General features: G+C 61.4%; 22 protein-coding genes and 1 pseudogene. 15 read left to right on the top strand and 8 right to left on the bottom strand.

Annotated elements, in window-relative coordinates; translation table 11 throughout:
- Positions 1–109 precede the first annotated feature (109 nt).
- Positions 110–628: a glycine-rich domain-containing protein gene (locus MBTS_RS00180; RefSeq protein WP_192214835.1), complete on the bottom strand. Its 519-nt coding sequence runs from the start codon at positions 626–628 to the stop codon at positions 110–112.
- 224 nt (positions 629–852) lie between these two features.
- On the bottom strand, positions 853–1,203 hold the full coding sequence (locus MBTS_RS00175) for a winged helix-turn-helix domain-containing protein (protein ID WP_192214834.1): 351 nt from the start codon (positions 1,201–1,203) through the stop codon (positions 853–855).
- Between the two features lie 113 nt (positions 1,204–1,316).
- On the opposite strand from MBTS_RS00175, the gene MBTS_RS00170 reads away from it, so the two are divergent.
- Positions 1,317–2,156 carry a hypothetical protein gene (locus MBTS_RS00170; protein WP_192214833.1) on the top strand — a complete coding sequence of 280 codons (840 nt, stop codon included), beginning with the start codon at positions 1,317–1,319 and terminating at the stop codon, positions 2,154–2,156.
- A gap of 446 nt (positions 2,157–2,602) precedes the next feature.
- Here MBTS_RS00170 and MBTS_RS00165 read toward each other — a convergent pair whose 3' ends face one another.
- Positions 2,603–2,815 carry a hypothetical protein gene (locus MBTS_RS00165; protein ID WP_192214832.1) on the bottom strand — a complete coding sequence of 71 codons (213 nt, stop codon included), beginning with the start codon at positions 2,813–2,815 and terminating at the stop codon, positions 2,603–2,605.
- A gap of 77 nt (positions 2,816–2,892) precedes the next feature.
- Between MBTS_RS00165 and MBTS_RS00160 the strand changes: the two are divergent.
- The 14 genes and pseudogenes from MBTS_RS00160 to MBTS_RS00095 all read left to right on the top strand — a co-directional run.
- A pseudogene (locus tag MBTS_RS00160) lies at positions 2,893–3,381 on the top strand (integrase core domain-containing protein); the annotation flags it as partial.
- A 41-nt stretch (positions 3,382–3,422) separates the two neighbouring features.
- Entirely contained in the window at positions 3,423–3,650 is a 228-nt protein-coding gene (locus MBTS_RS00155) for a hypothetical protein (protein ID WP_192214831.1), read from the top strand.
- A gap of 689 nt (positions 3,651–4,339) precedes the next feature.
- The gene (locus tag MBTS_RS00150; RefSeq protein WP_192214830.1) at positions 4,340–4,711 is read left to right on the top strand and encodes a gamma-butyrobetaine hydroxylase-like domain-containing protein; all 372 of its coding nucleotides are present in this window, start codon (positions 4,340–4,342) and stop codon (positions 4,709–4,711) included.
- Positions 4,712–4,778: 67 nt separating this feature from the next.
- Positions 4,779–6,521, top strand: coding sequence for a fumarate reductase/succinate dehydrogenase flavoprotein subunit (locus MBTS_RS00145; RefSeq protein ID WP_192214829.1), 1,743 nt, complete (start codon positions 4,779–4,781; stop codon positions 6,519–6,521).
- 41 nt (positions 6,522–6,562) lie between these two features.
- Complete coding sequence (locus MBTS_RS00140; protein ID WP_017486815.1) at positions 6,563–6,796, top strand: 4Fe-4S dicluster domain-containing protein; 234 nt, start codon at positions 6,563–6,565, stop codon at positions 6,794–6,796.
- A gap of 46 nt (positions 6,797–6,842) precedes the next feature.
- Positions 6,843–7,808, top strand: coding sequence for a HEAT repeat domain-containing protein (locus MBTS_RS00135; protein ID WP_192214828.1), 966 nt, complete (start codon positions 6,843–6,845; stop codon positions 7,806–7,808).
- 266 nt (positions 7,809–8,074) lie between these two features.
- Positions 8,075–8,773, top strand: coding sequence for a Crp/Fnr family transcriptional regulator (locus MBTS_RS00130; protein WP_238254109.1), 699 nt, complete (start codon positions 8,075–8,077; stop codon positions 8,771–8,773).
- A 226-nt stretch (positions 8,774–8,999) separates the two neighbouring features.
- Positions 9,000–10,364 (top strand): ABC transporter substrate-binding protein, encoded by a 1,365-nt coding sequence (locus MBTS_RS00125; protein ID WP_238254126.1) that lies wholly within the window; start codon positions 9,000–9,002, stop codon positions 10,362–10,364.
- Positions 10,365–10,368: 4 nt separating this feature from the next.
- Positions 10,369–11,277 carry an ABC transporter permease gene (locus MBTS_RS00120; RefSeq protein WP_192214826.1) on the top strand — a complete coding sequence of 303 codons (909 nt, stop codon included), beginning with the start codon at positions 10,369–10,371 and terminating at the stop codon, positions 11,275–11,277.
- A gap of 49 nt (positions 11,278–11,326) precedes the next feature.
- Entirely contained in the window at positions 11,327–12,187 is an 861-nt protein-coding gene (locus tag MBTS_RS00115) for an ABC transporter ATP-binding protein (protein WP_192214825.1), read from the top strand.
- A 38-nt stretch (positions 12,188–12,225) separates the two neighbouring features.
- Positions 12,226–12,564: a ferredoxin FdxA gene (gene fdxA, locus MBTS_RS00110; RefSeq protein WP_192214824.1), complete on the top strand. Its 339-nt coding sequence runs from the start codon at positions 12,226–12,228 to the stop codon at positions 12,562–12,564.
- A 27-nt stretch (positions 12,565–12,591) separates the two neighbouring features.
- On the top strand, positions 12,592–13,365 hold the full coding sequence (locus MBTS_RS00105) for a ferredoxin--NADP reductase (protein WP_192214823.1): 774 nt from the start codon (positions 12,592–12,594) through the stop codon (positions 13,363–13,365).
- A 173-nt stretch (positions 13,366–13,538) separates the two neighbouring features.
- Positions 13,539–14,588 (top strand): YeiH family protein, encoded by a 1,050-nt coding sequence (locus MBTS_RS00100; RefSeq protein WP_192214864.1) that lies wholly within the window; start codon positions 13,539–13,541, stop codon positions 14,586–14,588.
- The gene (locus MBTS_RS00095; RefSeq protein ID WP_192214822.1) at positions 14,585–14,875 is read left to right on the top strand and encodes a hypothetical protein; all 291 of its coding nucleotides are present in this window, start codon (positions 14,585–14,587) and stop codon (positions 14,873–14,875) included. The genes MBTS_RS00100 and MBTS_RS00095 overlap by 4 nt, the downstream gene beginning before the upstream one ends.
- A 128-nt stretch (positions 14,876–15,003) precedes the next feature.
- Here the strand turns inward: MBTS_RS00095 and MBTS_RS00090 are convergent, their stop codons facing one another.
- The 5 genes from MBTS_RS00090 to MBTS_RS00070 all read right to left on the bottom strand — a co-directional run bounded on the left by MBTS_RS00090 (position 15,004) and on the right by MBTS_RS00070 (position 20,704).
- Positions 15,004–16,410 carry an amidase family protein gene (locus MBTS_RS00090; protein ID WP_192214821.1) on the bottom strand — a complete coding sequence of 469 codons (1,407 nt, stop codon included), beginning with the start codon at positions 16,408–16,410 and terminating at the stop codon, positions 15,004–15,006.
- Between the two features lie 94 nt (positions 16,411–16,504).
- A complete protein-coding gene (locus tag MBTS_RS00085) occupies positions 16,505–17,206 on the bottom strand; it encodes a cyclase family protein (protein ID WP_192214820.1) in 702 nt (233 codons plus the stop codon).
- 98 nt (positions 17,207–17,304) lie between these two features.
- A complete protein-coding gene (locus MBTS_RS00080) occupies positions 17,305–18,045 on the bottom strand; it encodes an ABC transporter ATP-binding protein (RefSeq protein WP_192214819.1) in 741 nt (246 codons plus the stop codon).
- Positions 18,042–19,832: a branched-chain amino acid ABC transporter ATP-binding protein/permease gene (locus MBTS_RS00075; RefSeq protein WP_192214818.1), complete on the bottom strand. Its 1,791-nt coding sequence runs from the start codon at positions 19,830–19,832 to the stop codon at positions 18,042–18,044. Before MBTS_RS00075 ends, MBTS_RS00080 begins: the two co-directional genes overlap by 4 nt.
- A complete protein-coding gene (locus MBTS_RS00070; RefSeq protein ID WP_192214817.1) occupies positions 19,829–20,704 on the bottom strand; it encodes a branched-chain amino acid ABC transporter permease in 876 nt (291 codons plus the stop codon). The genes MBTS_RS00075 and MBTS_RS00070 overlap by 4 nt, the downstream gene beginning before the upstream one ends.
- Between the last annotated feature and the right edge of the window lie 56 nt (positions 20,705–20,760).

Here is a 20,760-nt window from a genome sequence, read left to right as displayed (position 1 = left end):
CTGGATCTCGGGCATGAAAAAAACCCGCTCAAGGCGGGTATGATGATCGAAAGGCGGAAATTTCAGTGTTCATGTTTTGAGTCACTGATCCAAGAAGTTATGGCTCGGCCTACGGCCACGTGCAAGCTGCTCGATTGCAGTAGGCCGCTACCCCCCAAGCCGACGGTGTAATCCCGCCGAAAGCTCGTTCCAAGAGACGTTTGGTATGGCCGAAACGTTCTCCGGCGTTCTGAGCCATCTCGCCAGGGCAAGTGTCAACAGGTGTATGATGAACATATCCACCGTACAGTTTTTCACAAATACCAACATAACGCCTTGAGTCTAAGACGATGTCATGCCAAATTGGGTCGATTTCCTCAGACGGAACAAAAGGATAATCTGCATCAGGGAAAAGGAGTTCGAGAGAAAAGAACCTCTTAAATTCTCGGACCATAACGTGTGAAAGAAATTCATCATTGATCTCTGCTGTCAGAATCTTTCTCTCTCGCTCCATGTCAAAATCTTCCAAAAATCGTATCTTGTCTACTATGTCCTGGGCGAGAGCTGATGCGCTAACAAAATCCGGGAGAAGTCCTAACGGCCCGAGTTGCTTCTTACCCGTCATCGCCGGCTTAATCGCTATGGCCATAGCTGCTCTCCTCCCGCTTCCTACACTGCCCGCGCCTGCTGGACTTCGCGTCTGCAGCTTCTATCAACACTACAGTATCCGCAATGTCTAAAACTGATTAGATTCGCTCGCGACAGCCGCAGGTGGAGTTGACCCGCTTTGCGCTCCACAGCCTATGCAAGTTCTCGGGCTGTGACAGCTTGGTTGGCGATGGCTTGGGGCGTCAAGCTGCTGCTTGCGCAGGATTAACCGCAGGCCGACTCGGGCCATGGCGTCAGCATCCTGGCGCCCCTTCTGTGTGTGGCGCGGGCGCCGGTAGCGCAGCTCCCTTTTCGGCGCAGGACCTTTGAGAGTTGCGAGCGCGAGATCGTTACGCCTTCCTGGCGTCCAATCTCCTCGGCCAGCCGCGCCAGGGTCCAGTTGGTCCGGTCGGCCACCGGCGCGCTCAGCAACGGAGCCGCCACGCGCAGCGCCGCCTTGGCCTTCACAGGAGGCGGCCCGGCGGCCAGGCGGCGACGCAACGCCTCCGGGCTGCCACCCCGATAGGCGCAGCGCCAGAGCCGCACTGTGTTCTTCTGTGGCTTGATGTGTTGCATAAAAAACACAGATGCTTGTTTTTTATAGATGTCAGATTGCGTAAATGAAGTGCGTCTGATCCAAGTATTCGAACGATTCGTCTGCTTGGCGGATGTTGTCAAGTGAGTACGTCATGCGCTTGTTGTTTGTATTTTCCCTTTTTGCAATTCATTTTTTGACAGCCTGTGGATTTAGAGTCCCAGAGATACAGGAGGGCGGCGGTCGAGTCGAAGGCCAGAGGTTGGTACAAGAAATACTAACTAATATTACCTGTGATCTGCGTAGTGCGGTGTCTGATTTGCGCGCTGCTTATCCAGAGGGCACCTTTCTAGATACATGGGGTGCCCAGATGACTTTGACTCTCTCACAGGATGAAAAAGTAGGACTAACACCAAGTGTCCTTTGGTCACCCCTTACTCCTACAAATCCAGCGTTCTCACTTGGAGCCGGTCTCAACTTCTCGTCCGACGCAAAGCGGAAAAATCTAATAAATGGATATTATTTAGTTTCAGATCTTGTGAACGCACGATGCTCAGATGAATCTCGCTCGAATGGCCTATTCCTGCTGCAAAGTGATCTACTTCTATCACAATGGCTTTTCACCGCAGTCAGTGCTGCAATAACTAATACAATTAATTTTAAGACAACTCCTCTTGTCGTTAAAGAAAATGTATTTCAGCATCAAGTCACGTTTGAGATTACGACCACAGCGTCAGCAACTCCTACATGGAAGCTGAAAGAATTTACCGGTAATTCTGATGGAAATTTCTTTAGTACTAGCAGAACGAGGACGCATGATTTAGTTATTACCTTTTCTCCAGCATCAGAAGAAGTAATCAAGGCCGTAGCCAGTAATGGTCAGCAACGTAGCAAAACGATTGTAAATCCTAGCCGGCAAGGAGCAGAACTACACTTCTCGACTGTCCTGTCTGGATCGATTGAGGCGGGCATCAGGAATGCCTTTCAGCGGTGAGCACATATTCTTTGGAGGTTGAACTATGCCTAATGAGCCTGTTGAAGATCGTAAGATCACTGAAACTGTTGGCCAACTTGTTACCGCGGTCGCAAAAGGGAGCCATACGAGTAAGCCGCCCAAAGGATACAGAAGAAAAAAGTCATTATCCGAAGCCGAAGTTCATCTTCTTGTTGCTAGTACTTCCGCCTTTATGGCTCCGCCGCCATTTGTGTGCGTTCGGACTGGGCCACCTCCATACCCCTGTCTGCGGTATGGTAGAGATCCACTTACAGGACAGTACAATATCCCCCCAAGGGGCGAACTTGTAGACTGTGCGACATGTAGAGATAGTTTTTAGAGAATGGAATTTTAAAGATAAATACGTACTGTTCTGAAGCTTAACATCGGGTTGCATCGGGTGATGTCAATATGGGCTGGCAGCAGATGCTCGAACTCGGCGTCGCTCATGATGAGATCTCAAAGCCGAGGAGACGCACGAGCGCGGGCCCGTACCCGTTGATGAGCGTGCCGATTGCGATCACCACCACCGTAACCTCCCGCTCGGCTATCACGTCCTTGGCGATGCGGATGCGTTCGGCTTCCCGCTCGGTAACCTCGGCTTGCGTCTCCTCTGCCGTCTGATCCGACCCGAGGAAGCAGCCGTCGAGCGGAGGCATGTTGTGCGCGATCGTCGCGGCGCGCCCCGTGCGGACCAGTTTGCTGGGTCAGGGTCAAGCGCACGGGTTAGGGCAAAGGCCGCGGGACCGGATGGGAGTACCTGCACTTGGCCGTCGACGATCATTCCCGGCTGGCCTATTCCGAGATCCACCCCAACGAGAAGCGAGGCTCCTGCCTGACCTTTCTCCTCAACGCCCTGCGCTTCTTCCGTCGCCATGGCATCGCGGTCGAGCGCGTGATGACCGACAACGGATCGGCCTTCAAATCCAGGCGCTACGCCAAAGCCTTGCGATGGCTCGGAATCGCCCATAAACGCACCCGGCCCTACACCCCGAAGACCAACGGCAAGGCCGAGCGCTTCGTCCAGACGTCCTTGCGCGAATGGGCTTATGCCCGTGCCTACGACACGTCCGATCAACGCGGGAAGGAGCTCCCAGCCTTCCTCTTCCGCTACAACTGGCAGCGGCCTCACATGGGCATCAACCGCCAGACACCCATCAGCCGCCTCGGATTATCCGAGGACAACCTGTTGATGCTCCACATGCCGGCGTTTGCCCCGCGTTGACCATAGAACCTGCATGGCGCCTCCAGTTCCGGAGGCCGCCCATGATCCCCGCCCCTGCCTGCTGGTCGAGCCAGCCTGGTAACGGCGCGATTGTCGATTGCTGCCGCCTTCTCAACCTGAATTGGGATATCGAGGAGGCCCAGCAGCGCCGGGATGCACGGATCGCCTTGATCTCTTCCCTCGTCGGCCAGGAGAGCCGGGCCAGCATTGAGCTGACCAAAGGTGACACCCAGATCGACGAAGCGATTAAGCGGCTGGCGCGAGCGTAGATCGCATACCCCCGGCGAGACGCCTGAAGCGATCGTCCTTCACATTTGCGGCCATCAACTGTCGCCACATAGCGCTTTCGGCAGACTCTGGCTCGACGCCGACAGGCGGACCGTCCCTGCGTCCGCTCCGGGTCAGGAACCATTGAAAAATATGCGTTCAACGGCCTTTTCTCTAGTTCGATTGTTCAAATCAGTGATGCAGGGTTCGATCCAGCAAAGGAGTTCTACTCAATTGACGTGATGCCCGAGGCTTTCGTAGAGTGAGGAGTCATTGTGCGACTGAAGCTTGCTGATTGCGGCGCGTACATATTTGTATTTATTTATATTTAAAAATATACATATGGCAATTGATCGATTCTTACAGCTATAGATTATAATTATTTCAGATAAAAATGATAATTATATTTATATAATTTTCATCTTTTGGTTTTGGATAATGGTTAGAAGGCATGACCGCAGTGTTGCCAATGCGATAACCTATCGGATGTTGTTAGCTTGACGTTGAATGTGCATTGGGGCGCCATCGATGACGGGCTTGTGCTCCCCTCTGATTTATAAATCTCGCAGGGCACTCGCTTCTACCTTGCATAATTATTTCGGCCGCTTTCGGCAACTAATTGCTCGCTGGCATCCGCCTCGCCGGGTCTAATCCGTCTGCCTTCTGGCACCAGTAGATAACGGACATGCCGATGAGACTGCCCGAACAGCCGCCGTTTGATCCGGAAGCGATCCCGACCGATGCCGTGGTCTCCCGTGGTGGTCGCGATATGCGCCTTGTCTGGCCCAATGGTGAGGAAGCTGTACTGCAGGCGGAGACGCTGCGGCTGCGCTGCCGCTGCGCCTGGTGCACGCGGGACCGAGTACAGGGCAATTTTCCTATATCCTTCGAGACCGTCGCCGTTACCAAAATCGACCCGATGGGCGGATATGCGGTGAACCTCGGGTTCTCCGACGGACACGCGCGTGGAATCTTCCCGTGGGTCTATCTCCGCGACCTGGCTCGCGAGGCCGCAAAGCTGGAAATCGGCACGGCCGATGACCGGACGCCCAAGGCTGCCTGATCGCTGACCCGTCTTTCCTTTCCCGAGCGCGCGGTCCGCATCTGCGCCCGACATGCGAGTGCACATCATGAGCGTCACCAGCCCCAAGGTCGAAATCATCGAGACCGATCTTCTCGTCATCGGCGGCGGCACGGGCGGTCCGATGGCCGCGATCAAGGCCAAGGAGGCCGATCCGAAGCTGCGGGTGCTGCTGATGGAGAAGGCGAATGTGAAGCGCTCAGGCGCAATCAGCATGGGCATGGATGGGCTGAACAACGCCGTCGTGCCGGGCTATGCCACGCCCGAGCAATACGTGAAGGAAATCACCGTCGCCAATGACGGCATCGTCAATCAAAAGGCGGTGATGGCCTACGCCCAAGGCTCCTTCCCGATGATCCAGTATCTCGACAAGCTCGGGGTCAAGTTCGAGAAGGACGGCTCGGGCGAATACAACATGCGCAAGGTCCACCATATGGGGACCTACGTGCTGCCCATGCCAGAGGGGCACAACGTCAAGAAGGTGCTTTATAGGCAGCTGCGCCGCCTCCAGGTCGCGGTCACCAATCGCTACATGGCGACCCGGCTGCTGAAGGGGCCAGACGGCCGCATTGCGGGGGCGATCGGCGTCAACACACGCACCTCCGAATTCCTCGTGATCAAGGCCAAGGCGGTGGTGCTGGCCTGCGGTGCTGCCGGGCGGCTCGGCCTGCCCGCTTCCGGTTATCTGTTCGGCACCTACGAGAACGCGGCCAATTGCGGCGACGGCTATGCGATGGCCTACCACGCCGGTGCGCAGCTCGCGAACCTCGAATGCTACCAAATCAACCCGCTCATCAAGGATTACAACGGCCCGTCCTGCGCCTACGTTACCGGCCCGTTCGGCGGCTTCACAGCCAACAACAAAGGTGAACGCTTCATCGAGTGCGACTACTGGTCGGGTCAGATGATGCTCGAATTCTGGCGGGAACTGCAGGGCGGCAACGGCCCGGTCTTCCTCAAGATGGACCACCTGCGCGAGGAGACAATTTCGGAAATTGAAACGATCCTGCACTCGAACGAGCGCCCCTCGCGAGGCCGCTTCCACGAGCGCCGCGGCACCAACTACCGTCAGCGTGCCGTCGAGATGCACATCTCGGAGATCGGCTTCTGCTCCGGCCACTCCGCCTCGGGCGTTTGGGTCGACGAGTATGCTCGTACCACCATTCCCGGCCTCTACGCCGTGGGCGACATGGCGGCTGTACCGCACAACTACATGCTCGGCGCCTTCGTGAATGGCGGCATCGCCGGTGCGGATGCAGCAGCCTATTGCGCTTCAACGACCCTCGCCAATTACGACGAGAGCGACTTCCTGACCGAGCAGGAGCGAGTGCTGGCGCCGACACGGCGCGAGGATGGCATCACCCCGAACGAGATGGAGTTCAAGACCCGGCGCTTCGTGAACGACTATCTCGAGCCGCCGAAGGTCACGGCTAAAATGGAGCTCGGCCAGCGCCGGTTTGCGGAGATCCGCGAGGATCTTGGCCACCTCGTTGCTCGCGACCCGCACGAATTGCTGCGGGCTTTGGAGACACAGACCATTCTTGATTGCGCCGACATGGCAGCACACGCTTCGCTGTACCGCACCGAGAGCCGCTGGGGCTTCTACCACCTGCGCGTCGACCACCCCGAAACCGATCCGAACTGGGCCTGCCATACAGTCTTGTTCAAGGACGAGTGCGGCCGCATGGCGAGTGCCAAGCGCGAAGTCGACCCCTTCATCGTTCCCGTCGCGGACGAAGAGATGAGCGCCTACCATCAACTCCGCATCAAGACGCCAGTCGCCGCCGAGTAGCGCGCCGCGACGGCCTTTTTCCCAGAGACACGGAGACCTCCATGCCCATCATCACACAAGCCAAGAGCGCAGCGGTCGTTATCGACGACGAGAAGTGCATCGCGGAGAAGGGTTGTCGCGTATGTGTCGACGTCTGCCCACTCGACATCCTCGCGATCGATGAAACGCGGCAAAAAGCTTATATGAAGTACGATGAGTGCTGGTACTGCATGCCATGCGAAGTTGATTGCCCAACGAATGCTGTCAAAGTCAATATTCCCTACTTGCTCCGCTGAGCATTGGCCCCGGCCAGACCACCACGTTGTGATCCAAGAGGTCAAAATGAGCCCCGTAATCGAAACCTTCGACGATGATCTGGAGGATCTCGCCGAGCGCGCAGCCAGCCCCGATGCCGGCATTCGCCGTGTGGCGATGATGGAACTCGCTGAGGCCGTAGGATCCGAGGCTAAGGTCCTTTTACTTAAGGGTCTCGGCGACGACGATCCGATGGTCCGCGCCGCCGCCGCCAAGGCGCTTGACGAACATGACGGTCCCGATGTGGTCGAGGGCCTGGTGGCTTCGCTCGAGGATGCGGACGAGGACGTGCGCCGCACCGCAGCCGAGACCCTCTCCGAGAAAAAGGAGCCGACCTGTGGACCGCTGCTCATCGAGCGGGCAGAGCACAGCGATCCCTTCGTCCAGGCCGCAGCCCTCCGGGCGCTCCGGGAGTTGATTATCCCGGATGCTCTCTCCGCCGCGCTGAAAGCCCTATGCAGCGGCTCACCCGAAGTGCGCCGCGAAGGGCTCGGGGTGATTGGCTACCTCAAGGCCGAGGAGGCGCTTCCAGCCCTGCTCGCTACGGCACGCGACAGCGATGCGAGCGTGCGCCGCGCCACGATGGCGGCCCTCGTCTTCCTGCGTTCGGGTGGGCCCGGCGTCTCGACGCTGCTGGCCGGCCTGCAGGATGAGAACTGGCAGGTGCGAGAGGAGGCCGCCGTTTCCATCGCGAAGAGCCGACTTCCGGAGGCCGTCGAGCCGCTGATCGCGGCTATGGCTGACCAAGTCTGGCAGGTGAAGACCAAGGCGGCCAATGCCCTTGGGCGGATTAAGTCGACTGCGGCCATAGACGTGCTCGGCCGCGCCCTCGATTCGGACATCAGTAACGTGCGCAAGGAAGCTGCTGCGGCTCTCGGCGAGATCGCCCATCCAGAGGCGCTTGGCTTCCTTGAAAGCGCGTCGGAGGACCCCGATCCGGACGTTCGCAAGTTGATCCGCTGGGCCATCGGCCGGTGTCGGGCGGAGGTTTGAACGAAGACCTCAGCCCATGACGCCGACGAAGCGGCGCAGGACCTCCAAGGTCCTGCGCCGCTTCTTTGCGGACATTGGCTGCCTGTCTTGAGTCTCGCATTCTCTGGGTATCGGACTGATTCGTAGTTTAGAGCTGGTATAGGCTTTGCGGCATCGCACTTGGTCACCTGCGAGGTTCAGCGATGCAGCCCACCCCCGTTCGGACGGAGACAGCCCATTTCTCTTCGGGCCTTTCGCTTCTCACATGCTCCGGAGGCCCGAACCCCATGGAGGCGTTTCCGCAGCCAGCCGGTCCTCGGCCGCTGCTCTATGGGCTAAGTGAGCTCGAACGTAACCTAGTGATGGAGCAGGGACGTCGCCGGGTCCTTTACCGTGGCGCGACGCTGTTCACCCAGGAGGCGCCAAACGACGGCATCTGGCTGATCGAGACAGGACGTATCCGCGTGTTCTACGCCGCGCCGACCGGGCGCGAGATCACCCTGGCCTATTGGTATCCCGGCAATTTCGTCGGCGGCCCTGAGGTGTTCGGAACAGGTACCCATAGCTGGTCGGGCATGGCTGCGAGCAACTCGACCGTTCTCCATCTCCCGGGCGCGGCGCTTCGCCAACTCGTGACGAAGATTCCCGCACTGGCTTTCGGAATCATCGAGGGCCTCTCCTTCAAGGGCCGCTGCTATTCGGCGCTCGCTCAAATGCTCGGCACGCGATCCATCACGGATCGCCTCGCCTTCCTGCTGATGCACCTCTCAGGGCTCTATGGCGTGGAGGAGGAGGGCGGCATCCTGATTGCCGCCGATTTCACCCATGCCGATCTCGCGCACATGGTCGGCGCCACCCGCCAATGGGTCACGATCAGCCTGAAGCGGTTGACGGAGCAGGGTATCGTCTCCGCCCGCCGCTCGCAGATCCTGATCCAGCGTCCCGATGTCCTCGCGCGTATGCCGGGAGACAAGAAAGACGCTTAATTAGAATGCTTCTCGCACAGATTTGCATCACGTCCGCGGTGGGCCAAACTTTTTGGGCAACTAATCAACTCGACATTGGTCTCTCCATTTGATCGCGATCCATCAAGCGCCCGATCATGCCCTGGATGTCGAAACGGCATTTCATCAAAGGGAGCGCATGATGACGTCGACTTGGGTTGGACGAAGTGCGGTCTCTGCTATTGCGCTGCTCGCTGCAGCCGGTGCGATGCTCGCGACCCCCGCCTGTGCCGAGACCGCTCTGACGGTCGGCATCGGCACGCAGGATACCACGACGAACACCGCCACCGTCGGCGTCGTGATCCGCCAGCTTAAGCTGCTCGAGAAGCACCTGCCGAAAACCGGCAAGTATGCCGACGTCAAGATTACCCTTGACTGGCAGAATTTCACCTCCGGGCCGCCGGTCACCAACGGCATGATGGCCGGCAAGCTGCAGTTCGGAGCGATGGGCGATTATCCGCTTGTCGTGAACGGCTTCACCTTTAAGAACAACCCGGAGAGCCAGTCCGAGCTCATTGCCGTCGCAGCCTACAATCTCTACGGCTCCGGCAATGGCATCGTCGTTAACAAAGAGACCGACGCGTTTTCCTTCGATGACCTGAAGGGGAAGGTGGTTAGCGTCCCATTCGGCTCGGCCGCGCACGGCATGGTACTCAAGGCATTGCAGGACAAGGGTTATCCGCAGACTTGGTTCCGCTTAGTCAACCAGAGCCCCGAAGTCGGCTCGACCAATCTCCAGGAGAAGAAGATCGACGCGCACGCCGATTTCGTCCCGTTCGCCGAATTGCTGCCGTTCCGGGGTTTTGCCCGCAAGGTCTTCGACGGCGTCGAGACCAATCTGCCGACCTGGCACGGCGTCGTGGTCCGCACCGACTTCGCCAAGCGATATCCTGAAATCGTCGACGCCTATCTGAGAGCGATCCTCGATGCACAGGCCTGGGTGAAGGCCGACCCGAAGCGCGCGGCCGAGCAGATCTCGGCCTGGACCGGTACGGATAAGGAGGTCGTCTACATCTTCCTCGGTCCGGGCGGGATCATGACCATCGATCCGACCATTAAGCCGCAACTGGTCGACGCGGCCAAGGAGGACGTGAAGGTCCTGCAGAAGCTCGACCGCGTGAAGGAGTTCGACGTTACGTCTTGGGTAAACGACAAGCCGCTGCGCAGGGTCTTTGCCGACAGCGGGCTCGACTACGAGAAGCAGGTCGTTAGCACCTCAAATTACGAGGTTTCGGGCAAGGACGGCTTCTGCAAAAAACCCGTTTCCGATCCGCGGAAGGCCGGCGAAATCTGGGTCAAGGGCGGAAATATCTATCCCTATTCGAGTGCAGCCTGCACGCTGGGCGCTCTCGATGATCTTAAGGCCAAGGGCAAGGAGATCAACGTTGCCTACGTCTTCGATACATCGCGCGGTATCAAGCTTTTCGCCAAGGAGGCGTTCTACGCGGTCGGTGGCAAGGGAGACATTTCCCCCTACCTGCTGAAGCGGGATGCCGAAGCTGCGGCCGAGAAATCCGGGGCGAGGGTGATGCCCTACGACGAGGCCATCAAGGCCGCTGTGTCGGGAGGTTGATCCCATGGAAGCCGCACTTCGCCAACTCCCTGAGACCGTGCCAGCGTTGACGCTTCCCGCCGAGGCACCCGCCAAAGCCAAAGCTGGACCGGCGCCCCTCCCGGCTGTCCCGACGGATCGCGTGGCACGCTGGCTCCGGCTTCATCGTGGACAGCTGCGGGCCATGGCGCTCGGTCTCGTCTCTATCGCCATCTTCGTAGCAATCTGGCAGCTTTTGACCGTCAACCGTGCGACGTTCTACGTCCGTTTCACCAACGTCCCGAGCCCTGCCGACGTGCTGGACCGTGCGATCCTCGCGTTCCACAATCCCATATTCGGCGAGCATATCTGGATGAGCTGCCGAAGGATCGTCTACGGTTTCACCCTCGCCAGCTCAGTCGCGATCCCCCTCGGTCTGTTGATGGGCCGTTTTCAGATCCTTCGCGAGATCGTGTTTCCGATCTGCGAGTTCACGCGGCCGATCCCGGCCATCGCCTGGGTGCCGATGGCGATCATGCTGTGGCCGACGAATGAGGAATCCATCGTCTTCATCACGTTCCTCGGGTCGTTCTTCCCGATCCTCATCAACACGCTCCAGGGTATGGCGACCGTCGATCCGGTGCTGGTGCGAGCCGCGCGCTGCCTTGGTGCTCGGGAGGCCTCGGTCTTCCGCGAGGTCTACCTTCCGGCCTCGCTCCCGCAGATTTTCACTGGCCTGACGGTCGGCATGGGCGTCGCCTGGGTCTCGCTCATCGCCGCCGAAATGATCTCTGGCCAATTCGGCATCGGCTATTTCACTTGGGAGGCATACTCCCTGGTCCAGTATTCCGACATCGCACTCGGGATGATTACGATCGGCGTCCTCGGTCTCGGATCGAGCTTCGCGATCCGCGTGCTCGGCCGCATCGTGATGCCCGGGGGGACGGCCCGCTGAGGCCGACTCCAACTCGACCTCCTGTTTCACTGGACAAAGGGGACACGCCATGGCCGGAACGGCTCGAGGCCTGATCGAGGTCCACGACTTCTGCCTACGCTACGAGACCATGGAGGGCGCCGTCGATGCGGTCTCCGACGTCTCTCTCAACGTCCAGCCCGGCGAGTTCGTCTCGATTGTCGGTCCATCCGGGTGCGGGAAGTCGACTCTTCTGAACGCGCTTGCTGGCTTCCTGACGCCATCGGGCGGAACCGTGACCGTGGATGGCGAGGCGATCTCCGGCCCTAGCGCGGATCGGGGGATGATCTTCCAACAATACTCGCTGTTCCCCTGGAAGACCGTCCGCGAGAATGTCGAGTTCGGCCTTAAGATGAAGGGCGTGTCCCGCAGCGAGCGCGAGCGCCGTGCCCGCACGTTGCTCGGTCTCGCAGGTCTCACCCCGTTCGAGAACCACTATCCCGATCGTCTGTCCGGCGGCATGAAGCAGCGCGTCGGCATCGTGCGGGCGCTGGCCACTGGACCGCGCATCCTGCTCTTGGACGAGCCGTTCGGGGCGCTCGATGCGCAGACCAGGCTGATCATGCAGCAGATCCTCACCAATATGTGGCAGCGGTTAAAGATCTCGGTCCTTTTCGTGACGCACGACATTGACGAGGCGATCTTCCTGTCGGACCGCATCTACGTGATGACGGCCCGTCCCGGCGGCATCAAGGCCGAGGTTGCGGTGCCGTTGCCGAGGCCGCGCGAGCCCTCGATGACCCTGTCATCGGAATTTCTGGGCCTGCGCCGGGGGCTGATGTCGCTTATCCGCGAGGAAAGCATCCGTGCCATGGGCGGCGAAGTTAGCCTCGATTCGCTCAAGGGGCTCGCGATCAATCTCGAAGGACAGGATCTCTCGGCTGTTCTCTAATTGCGCCAGAAATCTGAATAAATTAGCAAGGTTTTGTAATGACATATGTCGTCACAGACAACTGTATCCGCTGCAAATACACTGACTGCGTCGAAGTCTGCCCGGTCGATTGCTTCTATGTCGGCGATACCATGCTTGTGATTAATCCCGACGAGTGCATCGATTGCGGCGTCTGCGAGCCGGAATGTCCCGCCGAGGCGATCAAAGCCGATACTGAGCCGGCCCTCAACGGCTGGCTTGCCCTCAACGCAAAGTATTCCGCTATCTGGCCGAATATCAGTGAAAAGCTCGACCCGCTCGCCGACGCGGCTGAGTGGGACGGACGCAGCGACAAGCTCAAAGCCGTCTTCGGCGTCTCCGACCCGGCAGCCGCGTGATTTCATTTAGACGCCGCAGGTGATGTCATGAGCAAGTATCTTGAAGAACGGGTTCTCAGCGTCCACCACTGGACCGACACACTGTTCTCTTTCCGCACCACCCGTGACCCGGCGTTCCGCTTCCGCAACGGCGAGTTCGTGATGATGGGAATCGAGGTCGAGGGCCGTCCGCTGCTGCGCGCCTACAGCGTCGTCTCGGCCAATTACGAGGAAGAGCTTGAGTTCTTCTCGATCAAAGTCGAGAACGGCCCGCTCACCTCGCGGCTGCAGCACCTCAAGGTCGGGGACCCGATCATCGTCGGCAAGAAGCCTACCGGTACGCTGGTGCTCGACAATTTGATGCCGGGTAAAAACCTCTATCTCCTAGGCACTGGCACTGGCCTCGCGCCGTTCATGTCGATCATCAAGGATCCTGAGACCTACGAGCGCTTCGAGAGGGTCGTTCTCGTCCATGGTTGCCGGCAGGTCTCGGAGCTCGCCTATGGCGAGACGATCACGCAGGACTTGCCCAACCACGAGTTCCTCGGCGAGGTCATCACCGCCGGCCTGATCTATTACCCCACCGTCACCCGCGAGCCCTTCCGCAACCGCGGCCGGATCACTGACCTGATTACCTCCGGTAAGCTGTTCGAGGATATCGGACTGCCGCCGATGTCCGTGGAGAACGACCGGTTCATGCTGTGCGGCTCGCCGGACATGATCCGCGACACCCGCGAGATGCTGATCAGCGGCGGGTACGTGGAAGGTAACCACGGCGAGGCTGGCCACTACGTCATCGAGAAGGCCTTCGTCGAGAAGTGAGCCTTCGTTTCAGCGACGCGGAAATAGATGCCCTACTCAAGGAAACGTGCCGATTGCTCGAACAGAGTGCGTACGAGCGGCGTCCCGAGATCGTCCACGCGAGGGCGGTTGAACCCGTTGATTTACTCGCGCCGAGCCCGCACGACCGTTGCGCCAGAAAGAGGCTGAGTGTCATCCGAGCCTGCTGGACATGGATCGTCTCGCGCCTGCTGGGCATCGCGCTTTGCACTGGTCTCGCGTTCATCTCGTTCCAGCTCGTCGAACTCGAGCGAGGTGTCTTCGGTCAGCCCTATCTCGACGCGTTGATTATCGCCATTCTGGTCGGGGCAGCGATACGAACCGCTTGGCAACCCGCCTCCGGCTTCCAGCCTGGCATCCAGTTCAGTGCAAAGCCTCTTCTCGAATTCGCCGTCGCGCTTCTCGGCGCCTCCGTGAGCATTGGCAAGATTGCTGAAACGGGACCACTACTGGTGAGCGGGATCATTGCCATAGTCGTCATCTCGATCGGTGCGGGATTGTGGATCTGCCAAGCGCTTCGTGTCCCGATCCGGATGGCGATCCTGATCGCTTGTGGTAACGCGATCTGCGGAAACTCGGCTATCGTGGCGCTCGCACCCGTGATCGGAGCGGACGAACAGGACGTTGCCGCCTCGATCGCCTTCACTGCAATTCTTGGGGTGCTCCTGGTGGTCGCGCTTCCCTTGTTTGTTCCACTGTTGAACCTGAGCCAGCACCAGTACGGCGTCTTGGCTGGCCTGACCGTCTACGCGGTTCCGCAGGTCATTGCCGCAACCTCTCCGGTAGGACTCGTTAGCACGCAGGTCGGCACTTTGGTGAAGCTGGTACGCGTGCTGATGCTCGGGCCTATGGTAATGGCCTTCATGATACTGGCACCCCGGCTGGTCGGCGGCGGTGCCAATAGCACGGCCCCATCCGTCCAGCACGAGCGCATCGCTCTCTCCAAGGTGGCGCCCTGGTTCATTCTCGGATTTCTAACCCTCGCCGCTTTGCGGTCCCTCGAACTTGTCCCGTTTTCGCTTAGGACGCCGATCTCTGACTTAGCCGCAACGCTGACTGTCGTCTCCATGGGAGCACTTGGCCTTGGCGTGGATTTGCGGGCGGTCATACGTGTCGGACGGCAAGTCGCGCTGGCGGTATCGGCATCCCTGGCCGTGCTCATCCTGATCAGCCTCGCCCTGATCGCGGTGATGCCAAATAGGTGACGCCACTCTACCGGGCGCTCTTCGGGATCGAAGGCGATCCTATCGATCTCAAGCGCCGCAACTACCGTCGGCAACATTCAACAACCCAGCCTCTTTCGGGGACAGGCTTACCGTTCTACGCTCGCGAAAGGGCGGGCTATCGCTATGGATCGGCGTCGAAGCATGACCCCCATGATACTCGTCGCCAAGTCTCTCAAAAATCAACAGGATTCAAGATTTTGGCGCGGTCAGGATCGGCGCCGATCCTGACCGCGCTCGGCAGGGATATTCCCTCGCTTCAGCGATGACCGAAGTAGAATTTTGAGATGGCCATGTTTCAGCTCCGCTCCACAGACAGGGCCGCCGTGCGCACGCAAGGTTGCGGGACATTCCACAGGGAGTCGGCTCCCTGATCGGGGCTACCGACACGGCTCGATCAGACGACCGGCCGCTTGAGGTTGTAGCCCGGAGGCTTGGTACGCTCGATAGCCGCCGCCGCCCGAACCACGTCCACCTCACCGAGGCTGCGGCCGACGATCTGGAGACCCACCGGCATTCCGTCCGCGCCCAGGCCCGCGCAGACCGAGGCGGCCGGCTGCCCCGTGAGATTGAAAGGATAGGTATAGAATACCCAGGTGACGAGGCTGCGGTCCGACAACCGCGCGGGCAGATCGCATCCGGCCGCGAGCGACGAGACCGGAACGGTCGGCGAGAGCAGCACGTCGTAGCGGTCGAAGAAGCGAACCATGGCATCGCGAAGCGCGTAGCGCCGGAACACGCTCTCGTAATAGGCACGCATCTCCTGCGCGAGGGCCGCATCGAGCACGTCCGCCACGGCCGGGTCGAGGAGATCGCGCTGCGTCTCCAGGACGCCGCGCAGGCGCGTGCCGACGCCGGCATAGAACTCAGCCGTCCAGAGATCGCCGGGATCGCCGTCGAACACGGTCTCGACCTCCTCGACGACGGCGCCTTGTTCGGCTAGCGCCATCGCGGCAGCGCGGCAGATCTCGACCACGTCCCGGTCCGGCCGGGCATAGCCGAGCGTCGGGCTCCAGGCGACGCGCAGTCCGGCGACGGAAGACTGGACCGCTCCTAGGAGATCCGGAACGGGGCCGGCGACGGAGAACGGGTCCCGTGTGTCGTGGCCAGCCACGGCCGTGGTTAGCAGCGCCGCATCCCCGACGGACCGGGCCAGCGCGCCGACATGGGCGAGCGTCGGGGTCGCGGAGGTCGGCCATACGGGGATACGTCCGAACTGCGCTTTGAGACCGACGAGACCCGTAAGCGCGGCGGGGATCCGGAGCGAGCCCCCACCGTCGGTTCCGAGTGCGAACGGGGTGATGCCGGCCGCGACCGACGCCGCGGCCCCGGCGCTCGATCCTCCGGGGGTTTTGGCCAGATCCCAGGGGTGGCGCGTGATCCCAGTCAGGGGCGAGTCCCCGACCGGCTTGCAGCCGAACTCGCTGGTCGTGGTCTTGCCGATGATGACGGCCCCGTGCCTCCCCAGGCGCTCCACCGAAGGGGCATCGACGGCGGCGACGTTGTCCGCCATCGCCCGGGAGCCCGAGGCGAAGGGTTGGCCCGCAATGGAGATGAGGTCCTTCACCGACACCGGCAGGCCGTGCAGCAGGCCGAGCGCTCCCCCCTGCATGACCGCCGCCTCCGCCTGCCGGGCGGCGGCGCGGGCTTCCTCCGGCATCAGCACGAAGAAGGCGTTCAGGCTGGATTGGGTGGCCTCGGCCCGATTCAGGGCCCGCTCGGTCAGCTCGACCGGTGAGACCTGCCGGGTCGCCACGAGGCGCCGCAGGTCCAGCGCACTCATGAAGTCGAACTCGCTCATCACGATCCTCCGGGCGAGGTGGCTGCGGAACGGGGCCTGGGTTCAAAAACGGATGCCGGGGCCGAAGCCCACGAAGTTCGTGGCTCCGGCGGCGGTATCAGGCGTCGAGGATCGCGAAGGCACGCACCGGCGAGCCGGAGCCGCCCTTGAACTTCAGCGGAACCCCGAAGAACTGCACCACTCCCTGTCCGACGAGTTCCTCAAGGTTCACCAGCCATTCCCAATGGCTTATGCCAAGTTCGCGACAGAGCCGGTGCTGGGCGAAGATGTCGTCGCTTGGCTTGTCAGTCGAGGGACCCTCGACGCCGTGCATCTTCGAGCCGCGCGCGTGGAGCCATCGCGTGGCTTCCGCCGTCAGCAGTGGGTTCTTCCAGACGGAATCCAGGCCAGGGTAGTTGCGCGCATGGAAACCGGTGCAGAGCAGCACGATGTGACCGTCGACCCTAACGCCACATTGTTCCTCGGCCGCTTCCATGTCGGCCACCGTGATGTCGCCGAGATCTGGGATGTGGCGCAGGTCGAAGCACACCGCCTTGCCCATGAACAGGTCGAGCGGCATCTCGTCGACGGCCGCACCGTTCGGGTTCACGTGGCGAAAAGCGTCCACATGGGTACCGACGTGGTCAAGCATTGCGATGAAGTTGGTCTGGAACGTCATCGCGTCGCCAGGGACGCCGAGGTTGAGCGCCTTCGAACTCTCGTGGCTCATATGTGTCGTGATGACCGGCCGCTGAAACAGCTTGTGGGCCGGCATGTTGTCCTCGATCAGGAGGCTCAGGTCGACGACGCGTTGGGGCATGGCTTGTCCTTCGATTGGGACGTGGGGGATCGTTCGTGCTCCGAAGCTTACCGAAGCGCGTCTCTGTCGACCGTGTCGCGAGGCTGGCCGCCCCGGGATCAGGCGGCTTTCTTCTTGCCGAGAAACGCCGCCATGACGTCCGGGTCCCGCACCAGGACGGCGCTCGGCCCTTCGCGCTCGACGTGCCCATGCGCCACTACGTAGGCGTAGTCCGTGATGGCGAGGGCGTACGAGGCAAGCTGCTCGACGAGAAGAATACTAAGGCCCTGGCGGTTGAGATCGCGCAGGATGCCGATGAGTTGTTCGACGATCTTCGGCGCTAGGCCGAGGGAGAGTTCGTCGATGACGAGGAGGTCCGGCTCCGTCATCAGGCCGCGGGCGATGGCTAGCATCTGCTGCTCGCCGCCCGACATGCTGCCGGCCGGCTGCTGAAGGCGCTCGCGCAGGCGCGGAAACAGGGTCAGGGACCGTTCCAGGTTGCGTTTGGCCTCGAGCCGCTTCAACCCGCCGTGGACGTAGGCCCCTAGGATCAGATTGTCCTCGACGCTCTGGTCGGGAAACAGCATCCGGCCCTCGGGCACCATCACGAGCCCGCGCGCGACCTTGGCGTGGGCGGCCAGGCGCGTCGTGTCCTCGCCCTTGAACATCACCCGCCCGGCGGAAGGCCGGACGAGGCCGGTGAGGCCACGCATCAGCGATGTCTTTCCGGCACCGTTGTTGCCAATCACCGCAACGAGCTGGCCGGGCCGGATCGACAGGTTGGCCGCGCGCAGAGCCGTGGCGGCGCCATAGCGGACCTCGATACCCTCGACCGAGAGAAGGGGATCAGGAATGCTCATGCGGCCTCCGTCACGGATGCTTGCACCAGGGGGCTGCCGAAATAGGCCTCGATCACCCGAGGATCGGCCTGGACGACAGAGGGTGATGCGCTGGCGATGATCTGGCCGTAATCCAGCACCGTCACAGTGTCGGCCACCGCCATGATCAGGTCGACGTGATGCTCAATCAGCAAGACCGAGACGTCCAGGGCGGCAATCTTCCGGATCATGAGCTCCAGATCGTCGATCTCCCCGCTGGTGAGGCCGGCGGCCGGCTCGTCCAGCAGGAGCAAGCGGGGCCGGGCCGCGAGGGCCCTGGCGATCTCCAGGCGGCGCTGATGGCCGAAGGGCAGGAAGCGCGCGGCCTCGTTGGCGTATTCTGCCAATCCGACGAAGTCCAAGAGGCCGATCGCGGCACGGCGGCATGCATCCTGCTCGTGCCGGAAACCGGGGGTCCGCAGGAGGGCGCTGGCCAAGCCGTAGCGCCGGCGTTGCTCGACCCCGACCATGACGTTCTCCAGCACGCTCATCTCGCCGAACAGCTCTGTGTTCTGGAAGGTGCGGGCGAGGCCGAGCCGGGCGATCCGATGCGGCTTGAGGCCCGCGAGCGGGATGCCATCGAGGCTGAACGAACCTTCGGTCGGACTGTAGAAACCCGAGATCGTGTTCACGAAGGTCGACTTGCCGGCACCGTTTGGACCAATGAGAGCATGGATCTCGCCGGGTCTGACGCGGACCGAGGCCGCCGACAGCGCCGTCAACCCGCCGAAGCGCACAGTCAGACTGTCCGTCACCAGTTCGGCCGACCCACGCGCACCGTCCCGCAGGAACTCGGCTGCCAGGGTCCCCTCACGAGGATCGATGCCGCGCGCCACCGGCCGCAGACGGCCTGACAGGTTGCTCAAAGTGCCGAGAATGCCCCGCGGCAAGCCGAACATCACGAGGAGGAGGAGCGCCCCGTAGGCGAACTTCTGCCACTCGGCGAACTGCTGCAGCAGCTCCGGAAGGTAGGTCAGGACGGCCGCGCCGATGACGGGACCGAACGTTGAGGCCGCACCGCCGAGGATGACCATCAGCAGGAAGCGGATCGAATCCGAGAAGGTGAAGATGTCCGGCGAGATGTAGGCATTGAGGAACGCGTAGAAGCTGCCGGCTATTCCGGCGGTCATGGCCGCCACCACAAAGGCCAGGGTGCGGATCGCCGTCACGTTGACGCCGAGGCTGCGCGCCGCGGTCTCGCTCTGGGAAACCGCCAGCATGGCGCGGCCATAGGGCGACCACTTGAGGTGATGGGCAAGCAGGGTGACGGTGAACAGGGTGACGGCGAGAACCCCGTAGAAGGCGTAGCCCGTCAGCGGGAAACCAAGGATGTTGGGGCCCGGAATGCCACTCAAGCCTGTGGTGCCGCCGGTAAGCGACTGCCACTCGATCGCGACATTCTCGACGATGAGGCCGAAGGCGATGGTCACCACCGCGAGATAGACCCCGCGCACCCGGACCGTGGGATATGCCAGGAGGACGCCGAACAGGCCGGACACCACGGCCGCCCCGAGGCTGGCGAGCAGGATGTCGAAGCCGAACCGAATCGCCAGAATGCCGCCCGTGTAGGCGCCTAGCGCGAACAAGCCAGCCTGACCGAGGGAGACGAGGCCGGTGAGCCCGACAAGCACGTTCAGACCGACGGCGATGATCCCGTAGATCAGGAAGAGCATGAAGAGCCGGAGCTCGTACTCGTTGCCGGCCGTCAGGGGGACGGCGACGAGGGTCAGCGCGAGGAGCGCAAAGCCGAGGCGGAAGAGCGCGTTCATACCTTGAAGATTTCCCGCTTGCCGAACAGGCCCTGAGGAAAGGCGAGAAGGACAACGATCATCGAACCGAAGCCGACAATCTCGCGGGCTGCCGTCGAGACGTATCCTTCGACGAATTTCTCCATGACGCCGAAAATCAAGCCGGCCACGACGACGCCGGGCGCGCTGGTGATGCCGCCGATGATCGCGACCGCGAAGCCCTTCAGGCCGAGCAGCACGCCCATCGTGGCGGAGACCTGGATGACCGGCGCGACCAGCACCCCGGCCCCGGCGCCGAACAGGGCGGCCAGCCCGAACGACAGCATCACAATGCGGTTGACGTCGATGCCCATGAGAGAGGCCGCCTGTCGGTTGTGTGCCACGGCCTGCATGGCGCGCCCGACCAGGGTCCGCTTCTGGAGCAGGCGGAAGCCGATCATTGCCACCACGGCCACGACCGGGATCAGGAGTTCCTGCGGGTAGATGCCAGCCCCCCATATCGTGATGGGCTTCGCGACCCCCGGCGAGGGCAGCGGGCGCGAGAAGCCGCCGAACTGCATCGTTGCCAGCGACTCGATCATGATGCCCACCGCGATGGTGGTGAGCATCCAGCCGATCGAGGCGTTCGTGCCTGTGAAGGGCCGCACCGCGAAGCGCTCCAGCACGATACCGAAGACCCCTCCGGCGGCGATGGCGAGCAGACAGGCAAGCGGAAGGGGCAGACCGGCATCGACGCCGAGCACCGCGAGCACAGCTCCCAGCATGAGGGTGTCGCCATGGGCGAAGTTCACGGCCCTGGCGGCGGACCACATGATATGGAAGCCGAGCGCCACCAGGGCGTAGATCCCGCCGATGGCGAGGCCCGAGAGGGTGTACTGCAGCGCCGTCGTCATGATCCGCTTCCCGCCCATCGCAGCGTGGTCGACCGGCAACGAAGCGCCGGTCCGCA

The sequence above is a fragment of the Methylobacterium bullatum genome (assembly GCF_014845095.1).
GTDB lineage: Bacteria > Pseudomonadota > Alphaproteobacteria > Rhizobiales > Beijerinckiaceae > Methylobacterium > Methylobacterium bullatum.
Note: the sequence above shows the minus strand (reverse complement) of the source record. Positions and strands in the feature narration are given on the sequence as shown.

Excerpts from the sequence above, each read along its gene's own strand:
- MBTS_RS00180 (WP_192214835.1), bottom strand. The coding sequence starts at position 628 with ATGGCCATAGCGATTAAGCCGGCGATGACGGGTAAGAAGCAACTCGGG.
- MBTS_RS00175 (WP_192214834.1), bottom strand. The coding sequence starts at position 1,203 with ATGCAACACATCAAGCCACAGAAGAACACAGTGCGGCTCTGGCGCTGC.
- MBTS_RS00170 (WP_192214833.1), top strand. The coding sequence starts at position 1,317 with ATGCGCTTGTTGTTTGTATTTTCCCTTTTTGCAATTCATTTTTTGACA.
- MBTS_RS00165 (WP_192214832.1), bottom strand. The coding sequence starts at position 2,815 with ATGCCTCCGCTCGACGGCTGCTTCCTCGGGTCGGATCAGACGGCAGAG.
- MBTS_RS00155 (WP_192214831.1), top strand. The coding sequence starts at position 3,423 with ATGATCCCCGCCCCTGCCTGCTGGTCGAGCCAGCCTGGTAACGGCGCG.
- MBTS_RS00150 (WP_192214830.1), top strand. The coding sequence starts at position 4,340 with ATGAGACTGCCCGAACAGCCGCCGTTTGATCCGGAAGCGATCCCGACC.
- MBTS_RS00145 (WP_192214829.1), top strand. The coding sequence starts at position 4,779 with ATGAGCGTCACCAGCCCCAAGGTCGAAATCATCGAGACCGATCTTCTC.
- MBTS_RS00140 (WP_017486815.1), top strand. The coding sequence starts at position 6,563 with ATGCCCATCATCACACAAGCCAAGAGCGCAGCGGTCGTTATCGACGAC.
- MBTS_RS00135 (WP_192214828.1), top strand. The coding sequence starts at position 6,843 with ATGAGCCCCGTAATCGAAACCTTCGACGATGATCTGGAGGATCTCGCC.
- MBTS_RS00130 (WP_238254109.1), top strand. The coding sequence starts at position 8,075 with ATGGAGGCGTTTCCGCAGCCAGCCGGTCCTCGGCCGCTGCTCTATGGG.
- MBTS_RS00125 (WP_238254126.1), top strand. The coding sequence starts at position 9,000 with ATGCTCGCGACCCCCGCCTGTGCCGAGACCGCTCTGACGGTCGGCATC.
- MBTS_RS00120 (WP_192214826.1), top strand. The coding sequence starts at position 10,369 with ATGGAAGCCGCACTTCGCCAACTCCCTGAGACCGTGCCAGCGTTGACG.
- MBTS_RS00115 (WP_192214825.1), top strand. The coding sequence starts at position 11,327 with ATGGCCGGAACGGCTCGAGGCCTGATCGAGGTCCACGACTTCTGCCTA.
- fdxA (WP_192214824.1), top strand. The coding sequence starts at position 12,226 with ATGACATATGTCGTCACAGACAACTGTATCCGCTGCAAATACACTGAC.
- MBTS_RS00105 (WP_192214823.1), top strand. The coding sequence starts at position 12,592 with ATGAGCAAGTATCTTGAAGAACGGGTTCTCAGCGTCCACCACTGGACC.
- MBTS_RS00085 (WP_192214820.1), bottom strand. The coding sequence starts at position 17,206 with ATGCCCCAACGCGTCGTCGACCTGAGCCTCCTGATCGAGGACAACATG.
- MBTS_RS00080 (WP_192214819.1), bottom strand. The coding sequence starts at position 18,045 with ATGAGCATTCCTGATCCCCTTCTCTCGGTCGAGGGTATCGAGGTCCGC.
- MBTS_RS00075 (WP_192214818.1), bottom strand. The coding sequence starts at position 19,832 with ATGAACGCGCTCTTCCGCCTCGGCTTTGCGCTCCTCGCGCTGACCCTC.
- MBTS_RS00070 (WP_192214817.1), bottom strand. The coding sequence starts at position 20,704 with ATGACGACGGCGCTGCAGTACACCCTCTCGGGCCTCGCCATCGGCGGG.